This is a genomic window from Sporolactobacillus sp. PKPK-6, from assembly GCF_056678885.1.
The window spans coordinates 820,601-844,715 of sequence record NZ_JBWXPA010000002.1; the positions used below are offsets into that span (position 1 = coordinate 820,601).

Sequence of the window (24,115 nt, forward strand, 5' to 3'; positions counted from 1 at the left end):
GCAAAAAACTGCTCTATCAATAAACTACAATCTCATTTAATTTAATGACTATTAACAGAAAATCCTTTTCGATCCTATAGCTGATAAATATAACGCATTTCAGTCATCTGCTTCCCGCTAATATCCGATTGTTCCTTCGTCCCATCAAACGTATAGCCGTATTTTTCGTAGAATTTTCTCGCCCGTCGGTTCTCTTCAAACACCCATAAAGAGATCGTATGATAGGCGTGCTTCTTCAAATGGTTTACGGCAAAATCCATAAGCTGTCTGCCACAACCCGTTCCCCATACATCAGCAATGCAATAAATTGCACTGATTTCCGCAGTATCTTCAGACGCATCTTTGTCCCTTGAATGGCCAATCGACATCATTCCTACAGGCTTTCCTTTTAAATAGGCACCATAAAATTCATGTTGACTGATGGAAATCGCTTTTCTAAAAAAAGTCGCTCGCGATTCTGACGTCAACTGATCTAGAAACGTTTGCGGGACAATACCTCGATATGCCTGTTTCCATGATGTCGCATGCACGAACCCGAGGTCCTCAGCATTTGCCAAAACCGCTTTCATAATTTCAAGCATGTCAACGCATCCTTTCGTTACATATAGCCTATATACTTCATAAAAAAAACACGTTCAGTTTTTTCTTCCGGTCAGTGCCACAACATTTATCGTTGCAATATCCCACATTTTTTCCCCATTTTCATAGCAATGGATACGTTCATCAAACCGGTGATTGATTAACTCGTTCAAACGGCTTCGTTCTTGCTTGGTTAATGCAGCAGGATTCAAATTAAGCGCCTTGCTCATGCTATTTAACATGAACAAACGATTCACATTGATGCACTCAATTGCGCGTTCAACCGGCACATCAGCACTATCTGGTGCATAGCTCACCAGTGACATCACGTTGACATTAATGTCTCGAAATCCGTTTTTCTCCATTATTGGTGCATACTCTGACACTGATAGCGGATACTTCCGAATCTGAATTGGTGCCTCGGGCGCGGCCTGGAATGCCTTCTCAAATAGTTTTTGTTCTTCTCCGGCGGTCGGTTGCCAATTTTCACCACTCAGATTCAGCCCTGGCAATACTGTAAGCACAGCTATTGTTCCCCCAGGTTTTAAGACACGGTATTGTTCATGTAAAAAAGCGTTAGGTTCAATATGTTCCATGACCGTGAATGAATAGCACAAATCAAAGGTTTGATCAGTGAAAGGCATAGCAGTAGCATCGCCATTAGCAAACATGCAATCCAGTCCAAGTTCATGAGATTTTGCTTTCGCAAAAGCAATATGCCCCGAGTCAAAATCAAGTCCGGTGACTGTCGTGTGCGGTAAATAGGTTTTGACTCGATGAGCGAACAAACCGCTGCCGCACCCGACTTCAAGTACGGACATACCGTCTTGAATCCGCAACAAGTCCAACCATTTTGTTTTGTTCCCATCATGAAAACGCAATGCTCTGGATCGGTAAAGTTCTTCTGAAGTTTGTACATAATCGGACCAATTGCTATACACAATGCCATCTCCCTAACCACTTTTATTTGAAGCACAACTTCCTCATTCATGGTACTCTATCTTCATAAGGAAACGGGGTGCGGACAATACTTATAAAAGAGTTTTGCGCAGAAAACTTCACACAAATTCCTGCGGCCATTGATCATGGTGCCGATCGCATTGAACTTTGTGACAATCTGGCTGTTGGTGGCACCACTGTCAGCTATGGTGTGGCGGCGCATACTATTCCTTACTGCCACTCCCGCAACGTACCGGTGATGGTGATGATCCGACCGCGGTGCGGAAATTTTGTCTATTCTCATGATGAAGTCCGTATGATGTGCGCGGACATCGAGCAGGCGCGTCGGCTTAAAGCCGACGGCATTGTCTTCGGTTGCCTGACCGAACAGTATCAACTGGATAAAACAGCAACAAATAAATTGATTGAGGCAGCCGGCAATCTGGACATCACTTTTCACATGGCGTTCGACCAATTAGATAACAAGGCACAGCATACTGCCATTGATTGGCTGGCTGCCCATCGTGTTAAACGTATTCTGACCCATGGAGGAACGATGGACGAACCAATTGAGCGCCATTTTGATCATTTGCAGCAACTCATTCAGTATGCGGACGGCCGATTAATCCTTTTGCCCGGCGGAGGCATTTCTACAGAAAATATTGTTGAAGTGGCAAAAAAGTTACCAATTCAAGAAGTGCATGGTACTAGAATCGTGCCGCTCGCCTAGTGATTATTTAAAAATTTTCTTATATAAGTTCAAAAAATTGCCGCCGATTATCAAGCCGATTTCATTATCGCTGTAGCCGCGGCGAATCAATTCTTCCGTGAAAAGAGGAAGATCTTTATGGCTGGCAATCACGTCATATGAGTCGCGCGTGTGCCCCGCAGGCTTAAGCGGAATTTCACTCAGGAAGTTGCAAATATCCAAGCCGATTCCAACATGCTCGATCCCCACAAGATTGACAATGTAATCAAGGTGATCGATTAAATGACCGACATCGCCATCTTCATAAGTATCGGATACAAATGCATTAAACCCGTTCATACCGATCACGCCACCCCTAATCGCCAAGTCACATATTTGTTCATCGGTCAGATTGCGCATCGATGAGGCAATAAAACGCGCGTTGGAATGTGAGGCGATAATCGGCGTACTTGTCCGTTCCAGGACATCGATCAGGCCGACATCGTTCAAATGACTGACATCAATAATCATATTCAGCTTCTCTGCCTCTTTAACCAGCTGAATGCCGAACTCTGTCAACCCACCCTGATGTCCCTCATCTACAGCATGAAAATGGCTTCCGTCAGCAGCAAAATTACGTCTGCTCCATGTCAGTCCGACAAAACGCACACCTAATTTATAAAAAATCTGTAAGAGTCCTAGATCATTCGTTAACGGATCCACACCTTCGAGAGAAAGTAAGATTGCGAGTTTACGATGAGCATGCGCATCTAAAATGTCATCATAAGTCGTACATAGCTGAATTTCATCAGGTGATTCCTCAATCTCCGAATACAAAGCGCTCACCTGATCAAGCGCCATTTTCAACCCCATTTCCGGCAAATACTCACTGGAAATGAACAATGAGCACACCAGAGCGCTCACTCCGCCTGCACGAAGTATCGGCAGAAACTCTGTTTCAATGACTTTTCGATAACCGAGCTTCCTTCGCAGGTCTACTTCCATTAAAAGATCAAAATGAGCATCGAGCGCAATATACTGCTCATGCAGCCGCCTCGCATGTTCCTGTACAGATTCCGCCAACGTAAGTCCCTCCCTGTAAGCAACTCAAGATAATTGATGAGGATCATGAGAAGATAAAATAACGTAATCGAAAAAATTATTTTTATTTCAATTCATCATCCAGCGGAACAACAAATTCATCCAGTGTTTTTCTCCATTGACGTTTCATCTCTGGACCATATTTCAGTGGTTTGGCATCTGAATGAACAACTTTGTATTGATCAAATCGTTTACTGTCAATGATACTTCCGATATTCGGTATGGGGTCTGCCCCCACTACATATTGAATTGCTGATGAATAGAGCTCATTTTTATCCACAAACCAGGTATTCGCAAACACCTCGATCACATGATTACGAGCTTGTGTGAAATACCGACGCTTCACAACAAGAACATCTTCACCCGGATCAATCTCCTTGTTATCAATCGCATTCAATATTTTCCGATAGATTTGTTTGACATTTTCCGCTTTATTCAATTTTTGAAGTGCCTTTTCAATTTCATCACGGATATCTTGATTATGTGCAGTATAAGTGTCTAATAGTCGATCAATATACGCAGAATCAATATCGTACGCCTTTTTCGCATTTTCTCCAAAGAATTCAATTTCTGATAAGTCCGGTCCTATACCAACCGGACCAATTGGCAATGATCCTTTCACCGTATTATAGACACCCCTATATTCGTCTAATGTTTGGACTTGTTCTTGAAGTACTTTTGATTTTTCCATTTCATCATTATAGTCATCATAGGTGACAAGCGCTTCATAAGAATGATTCAGTTCCTGGAATGCTTTCACAAAATCAATTCGCATATTAACTGGCGAATGCTCGTCAATATCTGCTAAGTTAGGTATTGATGTTAATACTTTATGTGCTTTGATGAATCGCTTCTTCGATTCGTCATAGGTTGGATACACGAGGTTAGTTTCTTTTTGTTCCGATGAGTATAGCTTTATCGCTTCTGCCACATTCTTCTCCATTGTATAAGGCTTACGGAAGGTGACAATCAATCCCTTGCTCTTTCCCGGATAGGTTCGGTTGGTACGAGAGAACGCTTGGATCAGGTTTGCATAACTTAGGTTGCGATCCACAAACAGCGTTTGGATTGTCGGTGCATCAAAGCCAGTCAGTAAGCGGTCCACAACAATCACAAGATCAATTTGTTTCCCAAATTCTTTAAACTCTGCCTTCTTACGAGCCAGTCGATTATTGATGTCGCCATTGTAACGTTCAAGATCCTCTATAGACCAAGCAGTATGGTAATACGTATTATATTGTTTGATGATTTTTTCCATTTCATCTTGAATTTGTTTCGCATGATCTTCATTTTCTTGAACCGAATATGTAATCGCGATTCGTGGAAAGTCAGGATCTTCAATGATACGTCCTGTTCGCATGGGATGATCGGAAAATTCTTTAGTTAACCACTCTGGATCTTTAGTTAGTTCCTTGATCGCATAATAATAACGTTTTGCCATATCAATCGAGCTGGTCGTCAAAATAGCAGATTTTTGCGGGTGACCATTTTGAAAATCAAATTTGATATAGGCATTATCCGGGCGGAAAATCTTATGCAACACCTTTTGAATATGTTCGTCACGTTCAAAAACAGTAGGTTCCAGGTACTGTTCTTTTTTGATCCCATCCTTTTGATCAATCAGATCATTAATTCCATCCACACTATAGCTCGCGTACTTTTCGTTTACTTTCAATTGTTTATAAATGTAATTATTCAAAGAATTAGAGTCAATCGTATCTTCATGTTCGACCTGAAAACCTAAGACAGCGCCATCATCTAAGGCATTTTTAATTGTATAGGTATGGAGCACTTCGCCGTATTGATCACAGGTTGTTCGAGCCAATTGACCTTGAGCTTGTTTTTTGTTTTCATCAAATATGGGCGTGCCTGTAAAGCCAAACCAGGTTGAATTGGGAAAAAATTTTTTAATGGCTTCCATACCTTCCGCACTTAACGCTCGATGGCATTCATCAACAACAAAGACAATATGTCGGCCAAGTAATTTCTTAAATCGTTGTGTTCCATTTCGCTCTTCTTGTCTTTGCGCATAGCGCAACGCGGCTTCTAGTTTTTGACGTGTGGTAATGATCACCGTATTGGAATTCGCATCAGTTAAGAGCGTTGCACTTAACTCCTTCGCACTACCTGTACCTACAATCAGGCTATTCGACTTTGCACTGCCTGAAGAAATACCCGTATTGAATTCTGAAGCAAATTTTGTGAATTCCGTGGTGGTTTGATTGTCCAAGTCTTTTCGGTCAATCAACATAATCGTGCGATCAACGCCTGGTTTACGTGCTAATAACTTCGTTGAAACAAAGCTCGTTAATGTCTTCCCTGATCCTGTCGCATGCCAAACGTAACCTGACTCATGTTTCATCGCAGAGGTAAACAAAGCTTCAATCGCATGGATTTGATATGGATGTAAAACCATTAATGCTTTGTTGTCTTGGTCTTCGCTGACAATCATATAATTAGCAATCAACCGATGAGCATCCGGAATATTCAGAACTTGTTTGACAAATTCATAGAGATTGTCTACTTTACGATTATCTTTAGTTCGCCAACTAAAGACAGACTTCTTATACATATCTTTTGGTGAGGCATTGGCAAAATAACGCGTTGTCTGTTCATTGGAAATGACAAACAGCTGCAAAGTAGAAAATATATTATTTCGAAACATTCCTTCTTCAGCATATTTTTTTATTTGATTGAACGCCTGAAATACCCCATCTTTTGCACTAACCTGTTTCAATTCAATTTGAACAATCGGTAGCCCATTAATTAATAGGGTGACATCAAAACGTCGATTTCGACCTTCCATCTCGATCTTTTGTTTCGCAATTTGATGAACCACTTCATAGGTAGAAATTCCTCCACCTATGTCTTGATTAGAATACAAGATTAATGATAGCGAACCAAGCGAAACATCTTCCCGTTCTATGTGAATACGAGCAATTCCATTCTCCCCTTTTAGCCATTTTGCAGCGTCAAAAGGAGTTTGAGTATGTAATAATAATTCAGTCTTTATGCTATCAAATTCTTTATCAGTAATTGGGTAATCACCAAGTTCTGATAAATTATTTTGAGTTATTTTTTTACGTAAGTTCTGCCATAAGTCGTCTTCCGACTTTAAATCCGGACAATAATTCCATTGGTTATGACCTTCACCGAGCACTTCAATCAGCCGACGCTCTACTTCTGCTTCGTCATGGAGTGGATTTTTCATTATTATTACTTCCCCACCTTCGTTACAGCATGCATTTTTCCTAGATAAATTCTCCCAAATTATATCATGATAGTGCTATCTGTTGTGTCATTAAGCGAGTGTTGATACCTGGGAACAAGTAATTAATGAATGACGCAGTTAGCCGTGTACTCATTCAAGTGTACAACTATTTGTTCCAGATCAATTAACAAACATTGTATTATATCTGCCTTTTCACTTATCATTTTTGCCCTCCCTTAACTTATCTGTTTTATAAACGATATACCCTTCGTAATAATAACTGGCGTCAATGCCTTTCATATACACGTCACGGTCATTCACCTTGCTCGTCAAAGCCTCTTTTAACAAATGTTTGATTTCAATATCCTTAATCGGACTGCGTTCCATTGCCAACAAGTAGTCATCCTTATCAACCTGACTCCAGTCCACAACCTGTTTCAACTCTTTTTTTAGTATCAAATCAAGCCAGATGCGCGTGCTTCGCCCGTTTCCTTCACGAAATGGGTGAGCAATATTCATCTCCACATACTTTTCAATAATTTCATCAAAAGTAAACTGCGGCATCTCATCAATATGCTTTAGTGCAGCATCTAAATACATTACAGATGCAAAGCGGAAATTTCCCTTGGCGATATTGACATCACGAACCTTGCCCGCAAAATGATAAATCTCATCAAAAAGATAGGCGTGAATTTTTGCCAACGTTGCAAAAGTTCCTGGAGTCAAACGATTTAAAACACCTGTTTCAAATAACGCAATCGCCTTTGTTTTACTGATTTTTTCTTCCGCTCGCGCAAGCTCCACTGAATTAGTAATCCCTAATTTATTTTGCAGCATCTTACTCACCCTCGTATATTATCTTTGAGTCTAAGAAATTTTTTAATTCAGTATCTTCCTCTTATTATGACCTTCATTCAATATGACAATCATCCAACGCTCTACTTCTGCTTCATCATACAGTGGATTTTTCATTATTACTTCCCCATCTTCGTTGCAACCTAAGTTTTTCGGATAAGCACTATTAAATTATATCATGACAGTGCTCCCAGTTGCGTTTTTAAGCTGATTCTAAAACATGGGAACAGCGTAAGCTGGGGAATGTGACCGATGTTTTTGATGGAACGCATCAAACTCCTGATTATAAGGAGGAAGGAGTTATGTTTTTATCTGTTGAAAATATCAAGACATTACATTCCGAAAAATACATTTCCGAAGAAGCATTTGAAAAAGAATTTAAGTTTAGACCTGAAAAAGGTGACGTGCTTATGACTCGTATTGGGGATATCGGAACTGCAAATGTTGTTGAAACAGATGGACCAATTGCTTATTATGTAAGCCTTGCACTGCTAAAGCAGAAACAACTTAACCCATATTTTTTGCAAGCGAGTATTCATTCGCCATCAATGCAAAAAGAAATCTGGAGACGAACGTTGCACATTGCGTTCCCGAAAAAGATTAATAAAAACGAAGTAGCAAATGTGCCTATCAAAATTCCTAGTCATAAAGAACAAGAGGACATTGGCACTTTTTTTCAGAACCTCGACCACACTATCACCCTTCATCAGGAGAAGCGAGACAAGCTACGGCGCTTAAAAAAAGCTTTTCTGCAGCTAATATTCCCCAAAAGTGGTGAAACTGAGCCTCAGCTCAGATTCGCTAACTTTGTGTCTCCATGGGAACAGCGTAAGTTGGGGGATATCTCAGAAGTTCGAACCGGACCATTCGGAAGTACGTTGCATGCGGATGACTACGTAGAAAATGGTACTCCAATCATTACAACTGAACATTTTAAAAATGGGTTACTGCCAACAAACAAAGTGTCCATTCCGCAAGTTTCCAAGGAAGACGTAATACGTCTTCAAGGATACGTGCTCCACACTGGTGATATTGTTTTTTCACGAGTGGGATCAGTTGATATAAATGCAGTTGTGACTGAATATCATCATGGTTGGCTATTCTCCGGTCGGGTTTTGCGTGTGAGGACGAATTATGATTTAAGCAGTGAGTACATGCACTACGAGTTATCAACTGAAAGAGTTCGTAATGACGTAATTTCACGTGCTGTTGGACAGACAATGCCATCAATTAACACAGAAATTCTAAATGAAACGAAAGTGTGGCTACCATTAAATCATGAAGAACAAACAAAAATAGGTGTTTTTTTCAAGGATCTCGACCACACTATCGCTCTTCATCAAACTAAGCTTGAAAAGCTACAATCACTTAAAAAAGCTTACTTACAAAAAATGTTTATTTAAAAAGGCACATACAATGTACCTTTTTAAATGCTTACTTACATTAACAGAGATAAATGTCGCATGATTTTGTCATTATCTTGATTTTCTAATTCGTGAATAATGTGAAGATAAGTTTCTTGTGTGGTTGTCATGCTTGAATGACCTAATCTTGTTGCTACGCTCGCAATTGACACACCGGCAAAAAGCAGAAGTGATGCATGCGTATGCCGTAGTCCGTGAATGGTGATTATTGGTATATCGGCTTTCATACATAATGTTCTTAAGTGATTATTTACGGTAGAATTAAAAACTCTGCTCTTCACGAAAATCGGTTTATTTTTGTCCGCATTCTTTATTAGTTGAGAAAATTGCATTGCTGTTTGCCAATCAATTTGAACCTTACGCTTAGACGATTCGTTTTTAGTAGGTTGAAACTCTCCCATTGTTCCTTTATAGTTCCAAGTCTTGCTCACTATTATTTTTTGCTTTGAGAAATCAAAGTCATCCGGAGTAAGCGCTAATGCTTCTGAAAATCGTAGCCCTGTTTTTGTAACCAGGAGGATAAACCAATCCCAATTTATTTCTTCTGTGAGATTCAATTGCCTTAGTAGCGCCTGAACCTCAAACTGGTTTAGAAATTTTATTTTCTTTTCGCCAGGCTTCTTTCCTTTTATGATTATTTTTCTGGTTGGATTTTTCTCAATTAAGCCTTCATCCACGGCATCGAGAATTGCGCCTTTCAATTGATGATGAAAATCCATAGTTGTTTGCTTTTCGTGGGTCAATGCATAATCATTCAATAATTGCTGGTACTGTTTTCGATTTAGTTCACCAATTTTTAAATGGGGAGCTAATTCAACAATCCTTTGTTGACTCATGTAATATTTCTGGAGTGTAACAGATCGAATGGCACCAACTTTGTATAATTCAATCCATTCTTCGAAGTACTCATGAAACAATTGATCTGATTTTTTCTTTCTTGCCAAAATAAAACCTCCTAAATAATAGTCGATGAATGAATCATCACTTTAATTATTTAGAAGTTTTCTAATTCCCGCCAATAATTTTTTATATGAACATGAGTTGTAAATAGGCCTTTTTTAATTTTTTTAGTTTGTCAATTCTTTCATGATGAAGAGCAATGAGATGGTCGATATTTTGGAAAATTGTTCCAATTTTCTGTTGTTCTTCAATTGACGGAACCTTTAGCCCATATTCTTTCAATACTTTGATATACAAACGGACACGTGTTCCACCTTTCTTTTGCATTCTTGAGAAGTTCAAAAATAATGGTGCATTGTTAAGATGAGCAAGAATAAAACGTTGATCCGATAAGTCATTTGACTTGAACACTGGGTATTCTTGAGAGACCAATACATCAGTCCCTAAGTCATTTTGATTAAAGTGGAAAATCGAGTCGTCTGACATGTGCCGATATGTAATGTATTCTTTAGGTACAAGATGAAAATCGACTGATTCATCTATTCCTGTTCTGTCCCCTTTAAAATACTCATTCTGCAAAAATAACCCTTTTCGTGATGATGTAGCAACAGGAATGTCAGTCGTTCCTGGAACAACTTCAACGTGTTCTTCTATCAGTTCCCCCAACTTACGCTGCTCCCATGACGACACAAAACCAGTAAATCTTAGCCGAGGCTCTGTTTCACCATTTTGCGGGAACATGAGCTGCAGAAGGCCTTTTTTTATGCGCCTCAGCTTGTAAAGCTTTTCCAGATGAAGAGCGATAGTCCTATCAAGTTGTTTGAAGAAATCGCCGATCTTGGTTTGTTCTTCAATTGATAAAGGAACATTCATTTCTAACTTAATAAAATTCTTTTTATTGAGCACCCTGTTTCTTCCTGCACCTCCGGGAGAAATTAATTCCATTTTTCGTCTAAATGATTCTTGAGATACTGAAAAACGAATAAAATTAACATCTGATTTATCAATTAAAAATGTTGGAAAACGGTGTGATACCAACAATCCATCATCTTCTTTTGTAGCCACAGCAATAGCATGTTCCCAAGCAAAAGTAATGTTAACAATCAGATCATTCTCTTTAACAACATAAAGCTTGTCCATCGCTACTTTTTTAGGATCTTCAACGATTTGATGAAATGTCCCTTTCGCATGCGAGCGAACAGATATTCTTTCGTATGATTTATCAGGTTTTGGCACTTCTCGCAATATTGGGGTAACTAATTCTCCCAACTCACGCTGTTCCCAATCGTCAAAAAAGCCATCAAATCGTATCTGAGGTGTTACCCTCCTTTTCTCCATTATTGAAACACCGCCTTTGTTGCTGCGATGATATCTTTGGACTCGTCTGTTACTTTTAACTCGTCCAGTAGTTTCAAAAATTCTTTTTCAGACTGAGCAATTTCTTCATTTAAGGAGACTATTTCTTTACTCAACTCAATAATGTTAATAGGTTCCTCTTCTTCAAATGTATCGACATAACGAGGAATGTTCAAATTGAATTCATTCTCTTTTATTTCATCAAAGCTAGCAACATGGGCGTATTTCTCAATATCTTCACGTTTTTTATATGTATCAACAATCTTATTTATATTTTCTTTTGTAAGTTTGTTTTGGTTCTTGCCCTTCGTAAACTCCTTACTCGCATCGATAAATAAAACGTCTCGGCTTGTACGGTTTTTCTTTAAGATGATGACGGTTGTCGGAATGGACGTTCCGAAGAAAAGGTTTGCAGGCATACCAATAATAGTGTCAATACTGCCATCCTCTAATAATTTCTTTCGTATCACTCCTTCGGCAGCACCACGGAAGAGCACACCATGTGGCAAAACAATCGCCATCGTCCCGGAATCTTTTAAGTGATAATATCCATGCAATAAGAAGGCAAAATCCGCTTTTGATTTTGGCGCTAATCGTCCGTAACGGTTAAAACGAGAATCATCTAAGAATGTTGTATCCGCCGACCATTTAGCAGAATACGGCGGGTTCATTAAAACCGCGTCAAACGTATACGGTTCATCCGTTGGCCAATCTTTATTCAACGTATCGCCATTACGCAAGCGCATATCTTCTTTATCAACCCCATGCAGAATGAGGTTCATCTTAGCTAGATTATATGTAGTTGTATTAAGCTCCTGCCCATGATATTTCACACTGTCCGGATAGTTCAAATAATTCCGGACATTTAACATTAAGGAACCTGACCCCATGGTTGGATCGAATACACTAAACAAATTTTTAGATTCTTGTCCAATGGTCACGATCCGAGCCATCATATCCGATACTTCGTGCGGTGTGTAAAATTCCCCTGCCTTCTTCCCAGCTTCAGAAGCAAACTGAGAGATGAGGAACTCATAAGCATCACCTATGACGTCACCATTATGACCAATTACATCAACATCATTAAGCTTCTTCAATACCTCTGTAATCGTAATGTTACGTTGTTGATCATCTGACCCTAGTTTTTTTGAATTCAAATCGACATCGTCAAATAAACCATTAAACTGATCATATTTGGTAGACAAATCGATAAATGCTTTATTTAAGTCATTCAACTGAAAAACATTTTGTTTTGCTTGATCTGTCAATTTGTTAAATAGATATTTTGGTTCAATATCATAACCTAACGTATCAACTAAAGTTTCAATCAAATCACTTTTCGTGTCTTTATCGGCCAGAAGTTCATGATACAAATCTGTTTGTTTATCCTGAGTATCATATTTTTCTAACGATTCATCTGCCAATTCAACAACTTTCTCTAGCAATTTATCCGAAAGATATTTATAGAAAATCAGTCCTAATAAGTAGTCCTTGTACTCTGATGCATCCATCTTACTACGTAAATGGTCCGCAGCACTAAATAATTTTGAGTTTAATTCGGATCCCATGTTCTAACTCCCCTTAGGGTTTTTAGAACCATTTTACCATACGAACTTACGCTGTGATACAGCGACAATGTTCAGATGACATTTCCACTATTTTTAATTTAGTTCCTATCGTTCAAAAGTTTTTAAGCCCCCTTACATAATCACCATTAGTTCAATTTCACAAAGAAAAAATACCATCTAAAAAAGCTGGTATCCTGTCATCGTGTTTAGATATTGTCATTTATTATAGGCTCACCATTACGTACCTAAGTGAGGTTAGCTATTTTTTTCTATTCTCTAAATGCCACGTTTTTATGAAAATCGATAATTAAGCCGGATTTCATCATAAAATCAACTCCAAGAATTCCTTTAAACCCATACGTCTCCTTGGTCAATCCTAATTGAATCTGAAATGAACCCATTGAAAAATTTTCGATAGCTAAATCTGTTACGATTTGCTCGTAGCACAATTCACTTTCACCACCAACCGCCATACATTCTTTTCGGTCTGCCATTTTTGCTGTCTATGATAAGTCCAACTTTTTCAACTTCATCCGTATCAAAGATTGTGTTTGAACATCCTGTATCTAAAAGTACGTCATCTAATTGAATCATAGCTCTCTTATAGGCAAGTGACACAGATACGATTGGCAGTCCATCTTTTATAAGAATATTCATTGGAGCTGTTTCCTAATTCCAATAAATTTCTGTTCTTTTACCTCTAGAGTTTCATGATCTGTATGAAAAATATAATATTCTTGAGTAGGGTCGGCTAAATGTAGTTTTTTGTATGCTTTCCAGGCCAAAGTGGATTCGGGGAAATTTGCTATGACTGATAGTTCTTCAAGATAGCGGATTGAATTTTTTGAGTAGGCAGAGATTGCTTGAACAAGTACCCATTGTTCTGGATAGTGTTCACGAATTTGCTCCCATTTCAATTTTAACAGCTCCTTTCATTCTGTTTTACTTACTACATCTAATATATCATTTAATTGAAATTAGGGAACAAGCTGCACAAACTCTAGTGTATTCAATTATTATTTTAGCATCTGTATCCCCTAAAACTTGAATCAGTATTGAAGGAAAACAAGACCCTCCCGGTAGTTTAACCAGGAGGGCAAAATATTGTGAAATGCGTTTATTTTAATGGCCGTGATTATTTTTGTTCAATTCAAGCTTTGCGATGTAGTTGTTCCCTTCCGTGCCAAGCACATAAATGGTTAGCTTTGCACTTTTTCCGTTCAAATCTGTTTCCAGCTGCTTGACATCAAGCGCAATGTTGCCGTCTGATGTTTCATGTGTGTAGTAAGTTTTTGTTTGTGTTTCAATCAACAGACGCGTTCGTACATTCCTGCGTCTGTCCAAGCATAATTTTTATAATTTCACGATCGGTCTGCCGCATCCCTTTTTTTGCCAGAACGCCGACATTATGGATTGTGTTGTCGACTCCTTTTGTGACGATGCCGTCTCCGCTTAAAAACTGCTGATCATTTTTGTACATATTATATCCGAGGATACCTGCATCCACCGCCGCTGATATTTTGGCTGCGCACGAAGGCTTAGCCCCGTCACAGACAATGCCCGAAGTGATAGCGAGGGTGTTCACGATGGTGTGAGCAATCACATCATAATCTCCGCCATAAAGATAAGCGATTCCCGCACCTGCTCCGCAGCCCGCACTGACCGCCCCGCAGAAAGCAGAGAGGCGGCCTATTCCCGTCTTCTGATAGATTGTGACAAGATCGGACAGTACAACAGCACGGTAAAGCTTGTCACGGGATACGTGCAACTCCTTTGCATACTCAATCACTGGAAGGGACGCAGTCATCCCCTGGTTGCCGCTCCCTGAGACGATAACGACTGGCTTTTCGCATCCGCCCATCCGAGCGTCCGATCCTGCTGCCGCTGCAGCCCGGGCACGTGTTCTCACGTCGTTACCATAAGCACTCAGCAGCACCTTGCCGATATTCGCCCCCCAATTATTTTTCAGACCGTCGACAGAGATTGCAGCATTATAATCGATCTGCTGCCCAATCACTTCTGATATGTCTTCAATGCGCACACTGTCGGAAAAATCAACGATATCCTGAACGTTGAGACAGCTTCGATCAGTCAATCGGGTCTTTTCCTTTGATCCAGAGCCCGAGTCATACAATGTTTTTCCACTTCGTGTCATATGGACGATATTTGTATGATACTGTTCGATCACAACGGTTGCTTCATCCGTACCATTTTTGAGCGTAGCAGCAATATAAAAAACAATGTCGTTATCAGCAGGAACAACTGTGATCGGATGGGTCTCCATATATTCAAGCATACGTGTTTTGTCCGTTTCTTTGATGTCTGCCAGCACTTCCAACTTCCGCGAAGCGTTACCCGCGATAACCCCGGCCGCAACCGCCGCACTGATGCCTCTCAAACCATTCGTATTGGGAACAACGACGCTCTTAACATTTTTAATGATATTTCCGCTCACCGTTATGGTGCAGCTTTCAGGCAAAGTTCCCAGCAGCTCCCGCGCTTTCGCCGCTGCATAGGCAACAGCAATCGGCTCGGTACAACCCGTGGCAGGAATCAATTCTTCTTTCAGGATTTTCAAGTAATCGCAATAGATTTTATCGTTTGGCTTCATATTATTAATATATCTCCCTATTGTGCTGGATCAAAGAAACGTAGCAAAAGAGCATCCACTTACTTTTGCTCCGGCAGGCTACCTGACAAGACGGTTAAAAATACAGTTCTGTTCAAGCTTTCACTACCAAGCGTCATCTCTTCGAACCTGCTTATTTTCATCTTATTATTTAATAATACGTATATTAACCCTCATCAATGGAGATACAAGATGAAAATGTGTCCATAGATTGAAAAATGAAACAAAAGGGTCTTTAGGACCATCGCAGATGTCCTGCTGTTGCAGTTTTTATAGTCTACAGGATTCAAACCAACAGTGTGAACCAAGACTTCCCCCTGTTTTGGTTGAGGATTTGGAACATCCTCAATACTCATCTTTTTCCATTGTCCTTTATTTTTAACTATAATGCTTTCATCGCTGCCATCCCCCATCTTCTTACCTCACAAAGTTTCTCTTATCTATTCCTTTTCACTTAAAGACAAATCTTTTCCTCTATTGAACCCACTCAAAAATAAACTTCTAACTTAATCCTTGTTTCTTTTATTTTCTGTGCAACTTCTCATCTATCTTTAAAGATTTTTTCATTTAATAATTATTATAATTACTATTGTAATCTATCAAACCTTCTGCACTGGAGGACAAAGGACATGTTAAAACTAATGAGAGCGATGATTTTGCTTATCTATTTATTGAGCCCTCTCCCGGCAATTTGGATCGTCTATGCAGCGAATCCGCCGGCCTATCAAACACTAAGAAATTTATTACCTATGGTCCTTGGATCCATCTCCTACACATGGCTGCTGGCTGAGCTTGTCATCAGCGCTCGTCCCAAATTTATTGAACGATTTTTTGGGTTGAATCATTTCTACCAATTTCATGGTGCCGCCGCAATTGTGGCGATCACGCTCTCGATGCTCCACAAACAGCTCGAGGAGGCCATATGGTCCGGTTATCTGCATACGGTACGTCAATTTGGCGACCTGGCGCTCACACTATTCCTTGTTCTCGCTGGTCTCTCACTGATTTTCATGACCGGTTTCATTACTCGGCGAATTAGGATCCTCGGGTTTATTCGACATTGGCTTGAAAAAAAGCATATTCTTGATTTTAAATATAATGTGTGGATTCACAATGCTAACGTCATCGCAATTATTTTAGTTTTCCTTCACGTTTTCATATTCAGTGCCTTTTACCGGCAAAATTTCTGGATATGCGGCGTTTATACCGTTTATTTTCTAATCGCCTTTGGCTGCTATCTATACCATAAAATAATTAAAATCAAGCTTGCAAAACGTCAGCCCTATACTCTTGTACAAATCACAACTGAGTCGCCAAGTATCCATACTCTTGTTTTCAAACGCGAACGAGGTTATGTACCTCCATATAGAGCAGGTCAGTTTGTTTTTATCCGAATTCTTGATGGTGGTATTTCAGAAGAAGAACATCCTTTTTCTATTACTTCCAATCCAAATGATCGGCGTTATCTGTCTGTCACGGTCAAATCAATTGGAAACTACACCTCTTCGATTCCAAAATTATCTCCTGGAACGCACGCGACAATTGAGGGACCTTACGGGATACTTGGAAACAGCGCATACCGCACCAAATCCGATCTCGTACTCATCGCTGGAGGAATTGGCATTACACCTATGCTCAGCATATTAAAAGACTTAAGCTATAGAAACAGAAAGCGGCGCGTTATTCTTTTTTGGAACGTTCCGAATAAAAGCGATCTGATTTCCCCAAATTTATTTACTTCTTTAACCGAACAAATGCCTAACTTCACCTTTGTTCCTATTTTATCAAGGGAAGCAAATGATTATGGTGAAACCGGGCACCTGAATCGAGAAAAAATCATTCGTTATTTAGCCGCCCATCACTATCGAATGAAACGGACACATTATATCATTTGCGGCCCGTCGAAGATGATGGATTCGGCTATTGAAACGTTACGTAGGCTGAATGTGCAAAAAAAGAAAATTCATTATGAAAATTTTTCAATGTAAAAGGAGCGTTTCTAATTATGCTATTTATTAAAAAATATACAGTTTATATACTACTCACAGCCATGCTTTTATTAGCTGGCTGCGGAAATCTCGACGCACAGCCACAGAATAAATCGGCGAACAAGTCACAATCAGGAAAACTCAGTTTAAATAAAAAGCAGAAATTCACACTCACAGAATTAAATAAATATAACGGGAGAAACGGACGACCCGCTTACATCGCGGTTAAGGGAATGGTTTATGATGTGACCCACGCACCTGACTGGCATAACGGCAGTCACCATGGTGTTCAAGCCGGACAGGATCTAACTGCGGCGATTGAGAGCGCGCCGCATGGGGCATCCGTTCTCGCAGCCGTTCCAATAGTTGGCTATTTGACGAAAGATAAGAACGCGGTGACAAAAACAAATAACAGCACAACGAATAGCAGTCAATCGAATTCCAGCAAGAATAATAGACGAACATTCACATTAGTTGAGCTGAAGAAATATAACGGACAAAATGGGCAGCCTGCTTATGTAGCCGTTAAGGGAAAAGTTTACGATGTAACCCACGCATCAGGCTGGCATAATGGTCGCCACCACGGTGTTCAAGCCGGACAGGATCTAACTGCGGCGATTGAAAGTGCGCCGCATGGGACATCTGTTTTATCTGCTGTCCCGGTCATTGGCTATCTGACGAAAAATAAGAATACTGCGACAAAGAAAAATTACAGTACAAATCAAAGCAGTCAATCAAATTCCAACCAGAGTAATAAGCGAACATTCACATTAGCCGAATTGAAAAAATACAACGGACAAAATGGGCAACCTGCTTATGTGGCCGTCAAAGGGAAGGTCTATGATGTGACGCATGCACCCGGCTGGCATAACGGCCGCCATCATGGTGTTCAAGCCGGACAAGATCTAACTGCGGCGATTGAGAGTGCGCCACATGGGACGTCTGTGCTCTCATCACTTACCGTTGTCGGTTATTTGAAATAATCATTTGCCCTTCGTCTAGCTCGAGACTCCTATGTTATATCAGGTTGAGCTTGGGAAGAATAAATTATTGAGAAAAACAAAACCCTCCTTTTTGAAAATGGGAGGGTTCAACACATTCGTGATATGCATCTGTTTTATTGACTATTATGTTTTTTGTTCAGTTCAATTTTTGCAACGTAATTATTTCCTTCTGTGCCGAGCACATAAAAGGTTAGCGTCGCATGCTTTCCGTTCAGATCTGCTTCCAGCTTTTTAACATCGAGGGCAATGTTGCCGTCCACTGTTTCATGCGTATAATAAAATTTCTTTTGCGCGTCTGTTTCGTATTTTTTTCCATCGGAAATCGTGTAGCCAATGTACCAGATTGCTCAGTCAGAGGGCTGACATTTGCGGTAACGTTTGCTGGAATAGTGATCTTTTTCTTGCCAACGTAAAGTGCGTATTCGCTTTCCTGTTTCGTTAGCAGCGAAGACGCACGCACACGTTTCGCTGCGGCGTACCCTGCACCTTTTTCCTTGTCATGAACAATATAAGCGACACCGTTTGCCCATGCTTTTTAGAACTGATCGATCTTATATTTTCGAACAGCTGTATCATCGGATGATGCGAATGAATCGTTGACAATGACATAGTCCTGACCGTCAATCGTCTAAGCCCTCTGACGAGAATCAAATGACCAGGTATTGTCCCAGGCGCACCTTTCACATAATGATAGCGTGTGTTGGTTGGATCATTTGTATATTTAACACTGACCGCCGCCGGATATCCTTTGGCAATTTTCTTCTTCAATCCATCGATGTCGGTGAACACGGAATACGATTTATAGCCGTAGCATCCTGCAAGTGCTGAGCTGAATACCCATTTGTCAAAGCCGTCATAGTCATAATAAGCCGTTTCTTCGAGCAGTAAATTTTCTCCCATGCGATTCATCGCCATCGTAATCGTTGTCAGACTGCAGATCGAGTTAGCAATCTTCGGATCACGAATCATTTGCGAATAGGCAGGTGTATCAATATCTTTATTCAGCGTGATCGTGCTCGGATGTTTGCTGGTCGAGTTCCAGCCCAGTTCGGTCGAAGTACCAAGCAGCCGAACGGTCGGTGCCACACGCGGATTGTCGCTGAGCTGGTGATGTACGTATGATCACTCTCTTTCTCATAACCTGACCTTTGGCATGTGCCGAAATGACGGTGCAGGCACAATCGCCAGCATAAAGGCCGCCACGAAAACCATAGCCACTCTAAACATATTTACGAGATGCTTCCTGCCAACCATTATTTGATAGATTATTAAATAAAGCAATAGACAACCAACAATCTCTACCATAGCCCGTAAAAAAGAACGAGACTTGTGTCTCGCTCCCTATTTTCAGTAGATTTATAGAATTCTAAATTTTTAACAAAATCAGCATTACATCACCTTTGTCACTCGGTTTATGCCTTCTTGGAGAAAAATATTAGGAATTTATTACCATGAAAAACGAGTGGGTTAACTAGATGGTAGATTTGTACATTCGGAATGCACGTAGAGGGTGCCTGTTACGATGCTCCATGGAAGAGGGGTGCCCGCACGAACTCCATCAAGGGTCACCTAATGATTGTGGATCTTGCCCAAATGATTGAGCATCCCTCTGATCCGCACAATCTTTACATGCAGCGCATAAATTATTGTTATCAGCCTATGAAAGGATTGACCTAGATGTATCCTTATCAAACATGCTTTAGTCCTAATTTAAGACATGCGCCAAGAAACATCATGTACAATGCTTGTCCCTACCCTTACTACGTAAACGTGCCGAGACTAAATACGTACTTTTCAAATCAGTATGTTCCTTTTCCCTATGGAGCGGGGTATCAATCACGATCTGATGTATCACCGACTGCAATTAATCTGAAGGATTACGGACAGGAGCCGTTTGTCGTTAATATTGAGCAAGCGACGAAACAAAACACTGCTTTTCGAAGAGCTTTATGGACGGGATCCCATTTGCAGCTTACCTTGATGAGTATCAATGTCGGCGAAGACATCGGTCTTGAAGTTCATCCTCACCTTGATCAGTTCATACGGATCGAAGATGGCCAAGGGCTTGTCGCAATGGGCGATCAACAAGATCAACTTAATTTTCAAAGACAAGTATACAAGGACTTTGCGTTCATTATTCCCGCCGGAAAATGGCACAACTTAATTAATACTGGTGATCGGCCAATCAAATTATATTCGATCTATGCACCGCCTCAGCATCCATATGGTACCGTTCAAGAAACAAAAGCCATTGCAGAAGCCGCAGAAAGATACGGCAGCGACTAATTAGAGCATCACAGCCGAACATTGCATAAGCGCATCGCATAAAAAAAGTTTAAAATGATAAGTGCATAAACAAGCATTTATCTTTTAGAAACGGCGGTGCATTTCTGTGTCATCTCTTGACTTTTCTCATGTGTTCTTCACCAACGACAATCAATCTATTCTTAAAGACGTATCCGTCAGCATTGATGCTGGGGATTTTCTTTCAATTGTTGGCCCGTCAGGAAGCGGCAAAAGTACCTTCCTCAAGCTTTGCTGCCATTTAATCAGCCCGACCGATGGAGCAATTTCATTTAAGGGGAAAAATCTGAACGATTATAATCCGATGGAATTAAGGAAACAGATTGCTTATTGCTTTCAAATGCCCTATTTATTCGGTGATCACGTCAAGGAAAATCTTGAATTTCCTTTTGTAGTCAGAAATGTTCCCTTTGAACAAGAGCGAGTCGATGAACTTTTTTCCGTCTTCCATATGGCAAACGATTATTTACATAAAGAAGTGAAAAACCTTTCAGGAGGCGAAAAGCAGCGGATTGCATTGATCCGCAGCTTGCTATTCAAGCCGGAAATTCTGCTTCTCGATGAAGTGACCTCTGCCTTAGATACAGCAAATACCGAAATCGTTGAGCAGGCTGTCAAATCACTCAATCAAAAGGGGACAACCATTCTGTGGATCACACATAACACGGAGCAAAGCAGGAAACATGCCAATAAGCTGCTCACTATTGAAAATGGCGAGATTCACACTTTGGAGGCGATCCAATGAACGGTTCAACAACTATCCATGTCACATCGCTGATGATCGCTTCATCACTGGTCTTTGTCACCCTTTTCTTCTCTTATTGGCAAAAGCTGAAGCTTGAAAAAGAAACCATTATTAGTGTGGTTCGTGCGGTCATCCAGCTCGTCGCAGTTGGTTATGTCTTAAACTTTGTATTCGGTTATAAAAACCCGGCATTTACAACTCTTTTGCTGCTGTTCATGACCTTTAATGCTTCCTACAATGCCGCAAAAAGAGGCCGAGCCATCAAAAGAGGTTTGTTGATCTCCTTCTTGTCCATCGCCGTCGGCACACTTGTGACGTTATTGATCCTGATTCTGTCGGGAATCATCCGCTATGAGCCCTATCAGATGATTCCGATCGGCGGCATGATCATCAGCAACTCAATGGTTGCGCTTGGACTATGCTACAAACAAATGGCATCCGATTTTAAAAATAAGCGAGACGAAATCGAAACAAAGCTCGCACTCGGCGCAGATATTCTTCTTTCATCCAAAGAAATCATCCGCGACTCAATAAAAACCGGGATGCTTCCGACCATTGATTCAGCCAAAACACTCGGCATCGTATCGCTTCCCGGAATGATGACCGGTTTAATTCTTGCCGGTACATCACCGATGGAAGCCATCAAATATCAAATTATGGTTACCTTCATGCTGCTCTCGACAACCGCGATTTCTTCATTCATTTCGTGTTATCTGTCCTACAGAGGGTTTTTCAATAACAGAAAACAGCTCGTTAATCGGCGTGAAAATTAAAAGCACGGTACTTTTCTCATCGAAAAGTACCGTGCTTGTTTTTACTCTTGTAGGCTTTTTCTAAAAGCAGCGCGGTCTAGCTATAGGATTAAACGGTGGAATCGGCGGAATTGGTATTGTTGCCGGCCCGGTGCTTGGAGGATTGTTGGTACATGGAGATAATTGGCGATGGATATTCTTGATAAATGTACCCTTTGGAATTGCGACCGTCCTCTTAACGCTTCTGTTTGTACATGAGAAACAGAACAATAAGGCATCAAAAAAAATAGATTGGAAGGGTCTCATCGTTCTATCCATCGGATTACTTTCTATCCTATTATCTTTTACTCAAGCCGAAAAAAGAGGGTTCCAGTCGGAAAGTGCCTTTTACCTAACAGCAGGCTTAGTCATCTTGTATTTCTTTATACGGCTTGAACGTCGAACACGTGAACCGTTGATTGACTTTGCACTATTTAAATCGATTCATTTTACTCTGCCTTGTATCAGTATGCTGCTCTTTTCGGCCTCATTATTTGGTTCTCAGCCCTATTGGAGCATGTTCTTCCAAAATTTCTGGGGCTTCTCACCTTTATACGGCGGCCTTGCCTTTTTACCTGCTACCTGCTTAATTGCAGCCCTCACACCGATTGCCGGGATTATCGGTCAGAAGAGCGGAGATAGACTGCGTTTTGTCGTCATGTTTGGCGCGCTAATGACCGGTATAAGTTTCATATATGCAGCCGGTATAAATACTGAAAGCTCATACTCAACCGTGCTTCTGCCATCCTTGTTGATTCGCGGAATTGGTATTCCCTTTCTTGTCTCTTCCACCTCATTAATGATGATGAATTCTGTTCCACCCGACAAATCCGGATTAGCCGCCGGAATACTGAACATGAGTAAGAATGTTGGCACTTCATTGGGAGTGGCTGTTCTAGGGCAACTCTTTACATCTGATACCGGTCATACGATTTCAGCTCTTTCCAGGGGATTCTCTGGAAGCACCTTATTAAAGGTAAAGGAATTGGCAACACAATTTATTGTTGTAAAAGATTCAGCCGCAGCACCTATCGCTCAAACGGCAATCATACGCGGCTTTAGTCATCTCGCATTATTCTGTGCTCTTGCATTAATTCCCGTTTTTATCAGCGCCTCAACGCTAAGAAAGAAAAGAAAAAGAAACTAATCTTGTTTCAAAGTGGCAATATCTATTTTTTTCATTTGAAGCATCGCCTGCATCACACGTTGTGCTTTTTCCGGATCAGGATCTTGCAACAGTTCACCTAAAATAGTCGGGATGATTTGCCAGGATACGCCGTATTTATCTTTGAGCCAGCCGCATTGCTCGATCACACCGCCCTCGGACAGCTTGTCCCACAAGGTGTCGACTTCTTCCTGAGTCTCGCAGTTCACAAACAATGAAATGGCTTCGTTGAAAGTAAATGCGTGATCCAATCCGCTGTCCATTGCCTTGAATTCCTGCCCGGCAAGGTGAAACAATGCGTGCAGGACGGTTCCCGCCATCTCCCCTGCGTCATACCCATAACGCTCGATTTGATCAATCGCCGAATGATCAAAAAGGGAGATATAGTCACTCATCGCTTGTTCCGCTTTTCCATGCTGCTTCCCGACGAACATCAGCGACGGGGTGATCATCTGATCGCGATGACCCAGATTCATCTGCCATGAGATACCGAATTGATCCTGAATCCAACCGAATTTCTTGCTGAACGGATAGCTGCCAAGCTCCATCAGAACGATTCCGCCTTCCGAGAGTTTCGCCCAATAGCTGTCCACTTCTTCGGGTGAATCACAATTTACGAAGAAGGAAATTGCAGGTGTGAAGGTAAAATGCGGACCGCCGTTCAAAGCGATAAAGGTCTGACCTTCAAGTTGGAACGTGACGCTCATGATTTTCCCATTTTGTGAGGAATCCGGAGCTGCATCACCATAGCGAGATGTGTTCATGATCGTTGACTGTTTAAAAAGTGACGTGTAAAAAATCGCTGCTTCTTCTGCCTGATGATCAAACCATAGATATGGCACAATTTTCTGCATCAAAATTCCTCCCG

23 protein-coding genes and 2 pseudogenes are annotated in these 24,115 nt (G+C 40.8%); 8 read left to right on the top strand and 17 right to left on the bottom strand.

Annotated elements, in window-relative coordinates:
• Positions 1-74 precede the first annotated feature (74 nt).
• A complete protein-coding gene (locus tag AC1MBV_RS14810; protein ID WP_255749170.1) occupies positions 75-581 on the bottom strand; it encodes a GNAT family N-acetyltransferase in 507 nt (168 codons plus the stop codon).
• 54 nt (positions 582-635) lie between these two features.
• On the bottom strand, positions 636-1,520 hold the full coding sequence (locus AC1MBV_RS14815; RefSeq protein WP_255749172.1) for a class I SAM-dependent methyltransferase: 885 nt from the start codon (positions 1,518-1,520) through the stop codon (positions 636-638).
• Positions 1,521-1,606: 86 nt separating this feature from the next.
• Between AC1MBV_RS14815 and AC1MBV_RS14820 the strand changes: the two genes are divergently transcribed.
• The gene (locus tag AC1MBV_RS14820) at positions 1,607-2,248 is read left to right on the top strand and encodes a copper homeostasis protein CutC (protein ID WP_480948791.1); all 642 of its coding nucleotides are present in this window, start codon (positions 1,607-1,609) and stop codon (positions 2,246-2,248) included.
• A gap of 3 nt (positions 2,249-2,251) precedes the next feature.
• On the opposite strand, the gene AC1MBV_RS14825 is transcribed toward AC1MBV_RS14820, so the two are convergent.
• From AC1MBV_RS14825 to fic, 3 genes are all read right to left on the bottom strand, one after another.
• Positions 2,252-3,289 (bottom strand): dipeptidase, encoded by a 1,038-nt coding sequence (locus AC1MBV_RS14825; RefSeq protein ID WP_480948623.1) that lies wholly within the window; start codon positions 3,287-3,289, stop codon positions 2,252-2,254.
• A gap of 82 nt (positions 3,290-3,371) precedes the next feature.
• On the bottom strand, positions 3,372-6,518 hold the full coding sequence (locus AC1MBV_RS14830) for a type I restriction endonuclease subunit R (RefSeq protein WP_480948624.1): 3,147 nt from the start codon (positions 6,516-6,518) through the stop codon (positions 3,372-3,374).
• Positions 6,519-6,731: 213 nt separating this feature from the next.
• Positions 6,732-7,355 carry a protein adenylyltransferase Fic gene (gene fic, locus AC1MBV_RS14835; RefSeq protein WP_255749175.1) on the bottom strand — a complete coding sequence of 208 codons (624 nt, stop codon included), beginning with the start codon at positions 7,353-7,355 and terminating at the stop codon, positions 6,732-6,734.
• Between the two features lie 245 nt (positions 7,356-7,600).
• Between fic and AC1MBV_RS14840 the strand changes: the two are divergent.
• Positions 7,601-8,776 (top strand): annotated as a pseudogene (locus AC1MBV_RS14840) (restriction endonuclease subunit S); the annotation flags it as partial.
• Between the two features lie 35 nt (positions 8,777-8,811).
• Here the strand turns inward: AC1MBV_RS14840 and AC1MBV_RS14845 are convergent.
• From AC1MBV_RS14845 to AC1MBV_RS14885, 9 genes are all read right to left on the bottom strand, one after another.
• Complete coding sequence (locus AC1MBV_RS14845; protein ID WP_255749177.1) at positions 8,812-9,741, bottom strand: site-specific integrase; 930 nt, start codon at positions 9,739-9,741, stop codon at positions 8,812-8,814.
• A gap of 82 nt (positions 9,742-9,823) precedes the next feature.
• The gene (locus AC1MBV_RS14850) at positions 9,824-11,035 is read right to left on the bottom strand and encodes a restriction endonuclease subunit S (protein ID WP_480948625.1); all 1,212 of its coding nucleotides are present in this window, start codon (positions 11,033-11,035) and stop codon (positions 9,824-9,826) included.
• Positions 11,035-12,621 carry a type I restriction-modification system subunit M gene (locus tag AC1MBV_RS14855; RefSeq protein ID WP_480948626.1) on the bottom strand — a complete coding sequence of 529 codons (1,587 nt, stop codon included), beginning with the start codon at positions 12,619-12,621 and terminating at the stop codon, positions 11,035-11,037. The genes AC1MBV_RS14850 and AC1MBV_RS14855 overlap by 1 nt, the downstream gene beginning before the upstream one ends.
• A 269-nt stretch (positions 12,622-12,890) precedes the next feature.
• Positions 12,891-13,115 (bottom strand): hypothetical protein, encoded by a 225-nt coding sequence (locus AC1MBV_RS14860; protein WP_480948627.1) that lies wholly within the window; start codon positions 13,113-13,115, stop codon positions 12,891-12,893.
• Positions 13,078-13,278: a hypothetical protein gene (locus AC1MBV_RS14865; protein ID WP_255748996.1), complete on the bottom strand. Its 201-nt coding sequence runs from the start codon at positions 13,276-13,278 to the stop codon at positions 13,078-13,080. The genes AC1MBV_RS14860 and AC1MBV_RS14865 overlap by 38 nt, the downstream gene beginning before the upstream one ends.
• The gene (locus AC1MBV_RS14870) at positions 13,275-13,538 is read right to left on the bottom strand and encodes a hypothetical protein (protein ID WP_255748995.1); all 264 of its coding nucleotides are present in this window, start codon (positions 13,536-13,538) and stop codon (positions 13,275-13,277) included. The genes AC1MBV_RS14865 and AC1MBV_RS14870 overlap by 4 nt, the downstream gene beginning before the upstream one ends.
• 205 nt (positions 13,539-13,743) lie before the next feature.
• The gene (locus AC1MBV_RS14875; RefSeq protein ID WP_255748994.1) at positions 13,744-13,932 is read right to left on the bottom strand and encodes a hypothetical protein; all 189 of its coding nucleotides are present in this window, start codon (positions 13,930-13,932) and stop codon (positions 13,744-13,746) included.
• Entirely contained in the window at positions 13,925-15,232 is a 1,308-nt protein-coding gene (locus tag AC1MBV_RS14880) for an L-cysteine desulfidase family protein (protein WP_255748993.1), read from the bottom strand. Before AC1MBV_RS14880 ends, AC1MBV_RS14875 begins: the two co-directional genes overlap by 8 nt.
• A 194-nt stretch (positions 15,233-15,426) precedes the next feature.
• Complete coding sequence (locus AC1MBV_RS14885; RefSeq protein ID WP_480948628.1) at positions 15,427-15,663, bottom strand: hypothetical protein; 237 nt, start codon at positions 15,661-15,663, stop codon at positions 15,427-15,429.
• A gap of 216 nt (positions 15,664-15,879) precedes the next feature.
• On the opposite strand from AC1MBV_RS14885, the gene AC1MBV_RS14890 reads away from it, so the two are divergent.
• Together AC1MBV_RS14890 and AC1MBV_RS14895 are read left to right on the top strand one after the other, a co-directional pair.
• Positions 15,880-17,238 carry a ferredoxin reductase family protein gene (locus tag AC1MBV_RS14890; protein WP_255748991.1) on the top strand — a complete coding sequence of 453 codons (1,359 nt, stop codon included), beginning with the start codon at positions 15,880-15,882 and terminating at the stop codon, positions 17,236-17,238.
• A 17-nt stretch (positions 17,239-17,255) separates the two neighbouring features.
• Positions 17,256-18,221, top strand: a complete 966-nt coding sequence (locus AC1MBV_RS14895) for a cytochrome b5 domain-containing protein (protein WP_255748990.1) — start codon at positions 17,256-17,258, stop codon at positions 18,219-18,221.
• Between the two features lie 232 nt (positions 18,222-18,453).
• On the opposite strand, the gene AC1MBV_RS14900 is transcribed toward AC1MBV_RS14895, so the two are convergent.
• Complete coding sequence (locus AC1MBV_RS14900) at positions 18,454-18,702, bottom strand: hypothetical protein (RefSeq protein WP_255748989.1); 249 nt, start codon at positions 18,700-18,702, stop codon at positions 18,454-18,456.
• Positions 18,681-19,328, bottom strand: coding sequence for a C39 family peptidase (locus tag AC1MBV_RS14905; RefSeq protein WP_255748988.1), 648 nt, complete (start codon positions 19,326-19,328; stop codon positions 18,681-18,683). The genes AC1MBV_RS14900 and AC1MBV_RS14905 overlap by 22 nt, the downstream gene beginning before the upstream one ends.
• A gap of 591 nt (positions 19,329-19,919) precedes the next feature.
• Between AC1MBV_RS14905 and AC1MBV_RS14910 the strand changes: the two genes are divergently transcribed.
• The 4 genes and pseudogenes from AC1MBV_RS14910 to AC1MBV_RS14925 form a co-directional block, all read left to right on the top strand.
• On the top strand, positions 19,920-20,528 hold the full coding sequence (locus tag AC1MBV_RS14910) for a cupin domain-containing protein (RefSeq protein WP_480948629.1): 609 nt from the start codon (positions 19,920-19,922) through the stop codon (positions 20,526-20,528).
• A gap of 106 nt (positions 20,529-20,634) precedes the next feature.
• Positions 20,635-21,291, top strand: a complete 657-nt coding sequence (locus tag AC1MBV_RS14915; protein WP_255748986.1) for an ABC transporter ATP-binding protein — start codon at positions 20,635-20,637, stop codon at positions 21,289-21,291.
• Entirely contained in the window at positions 21,288-22,064 is a 777-nt protein-coding gene (locus AC1MBV_RS14920; RefSeq protein ID WP_255748985.1) for an ABC transporter permease, read from the top strand. Before AC1MBV_RS14915 ends, AC1MBV_RS14920 begins: the two co-directional genes overlap by 4 nt.
• Before the next feature lie 76 nt (positions 22,065-22,140).
• Positions 22,141-23,229 (top strand): annotated as a pseudogene (locus tag AC1MBV_RS14925) (MFS transporter); the annotation flags it as partial.
• On the opposite strand, the gene AC1MBV_RS14930 reads toward AC1MBV_RS14925, so the two are convergent.
• Positions 23,226-24,101 carry a VOC family protein gene (locus AC1MBV_RS14930; RefSeq protein ID WP_255748984.1) on the bottom strand — a complete coding sequence of 292 codons (876 nt, stop codon included), beginning with the start codon at positions 24,099-24,101 and terminating at the stop codon, positions 23,226-23,228. The pseudogene AC1MBV_RS14925 and the gene AC1MBV_RS14930 sit on opposite strands and share 4 nt — an antisense overlap.
• Positions 24,102-24,115 lie beyond the last annotated feature (14 nt).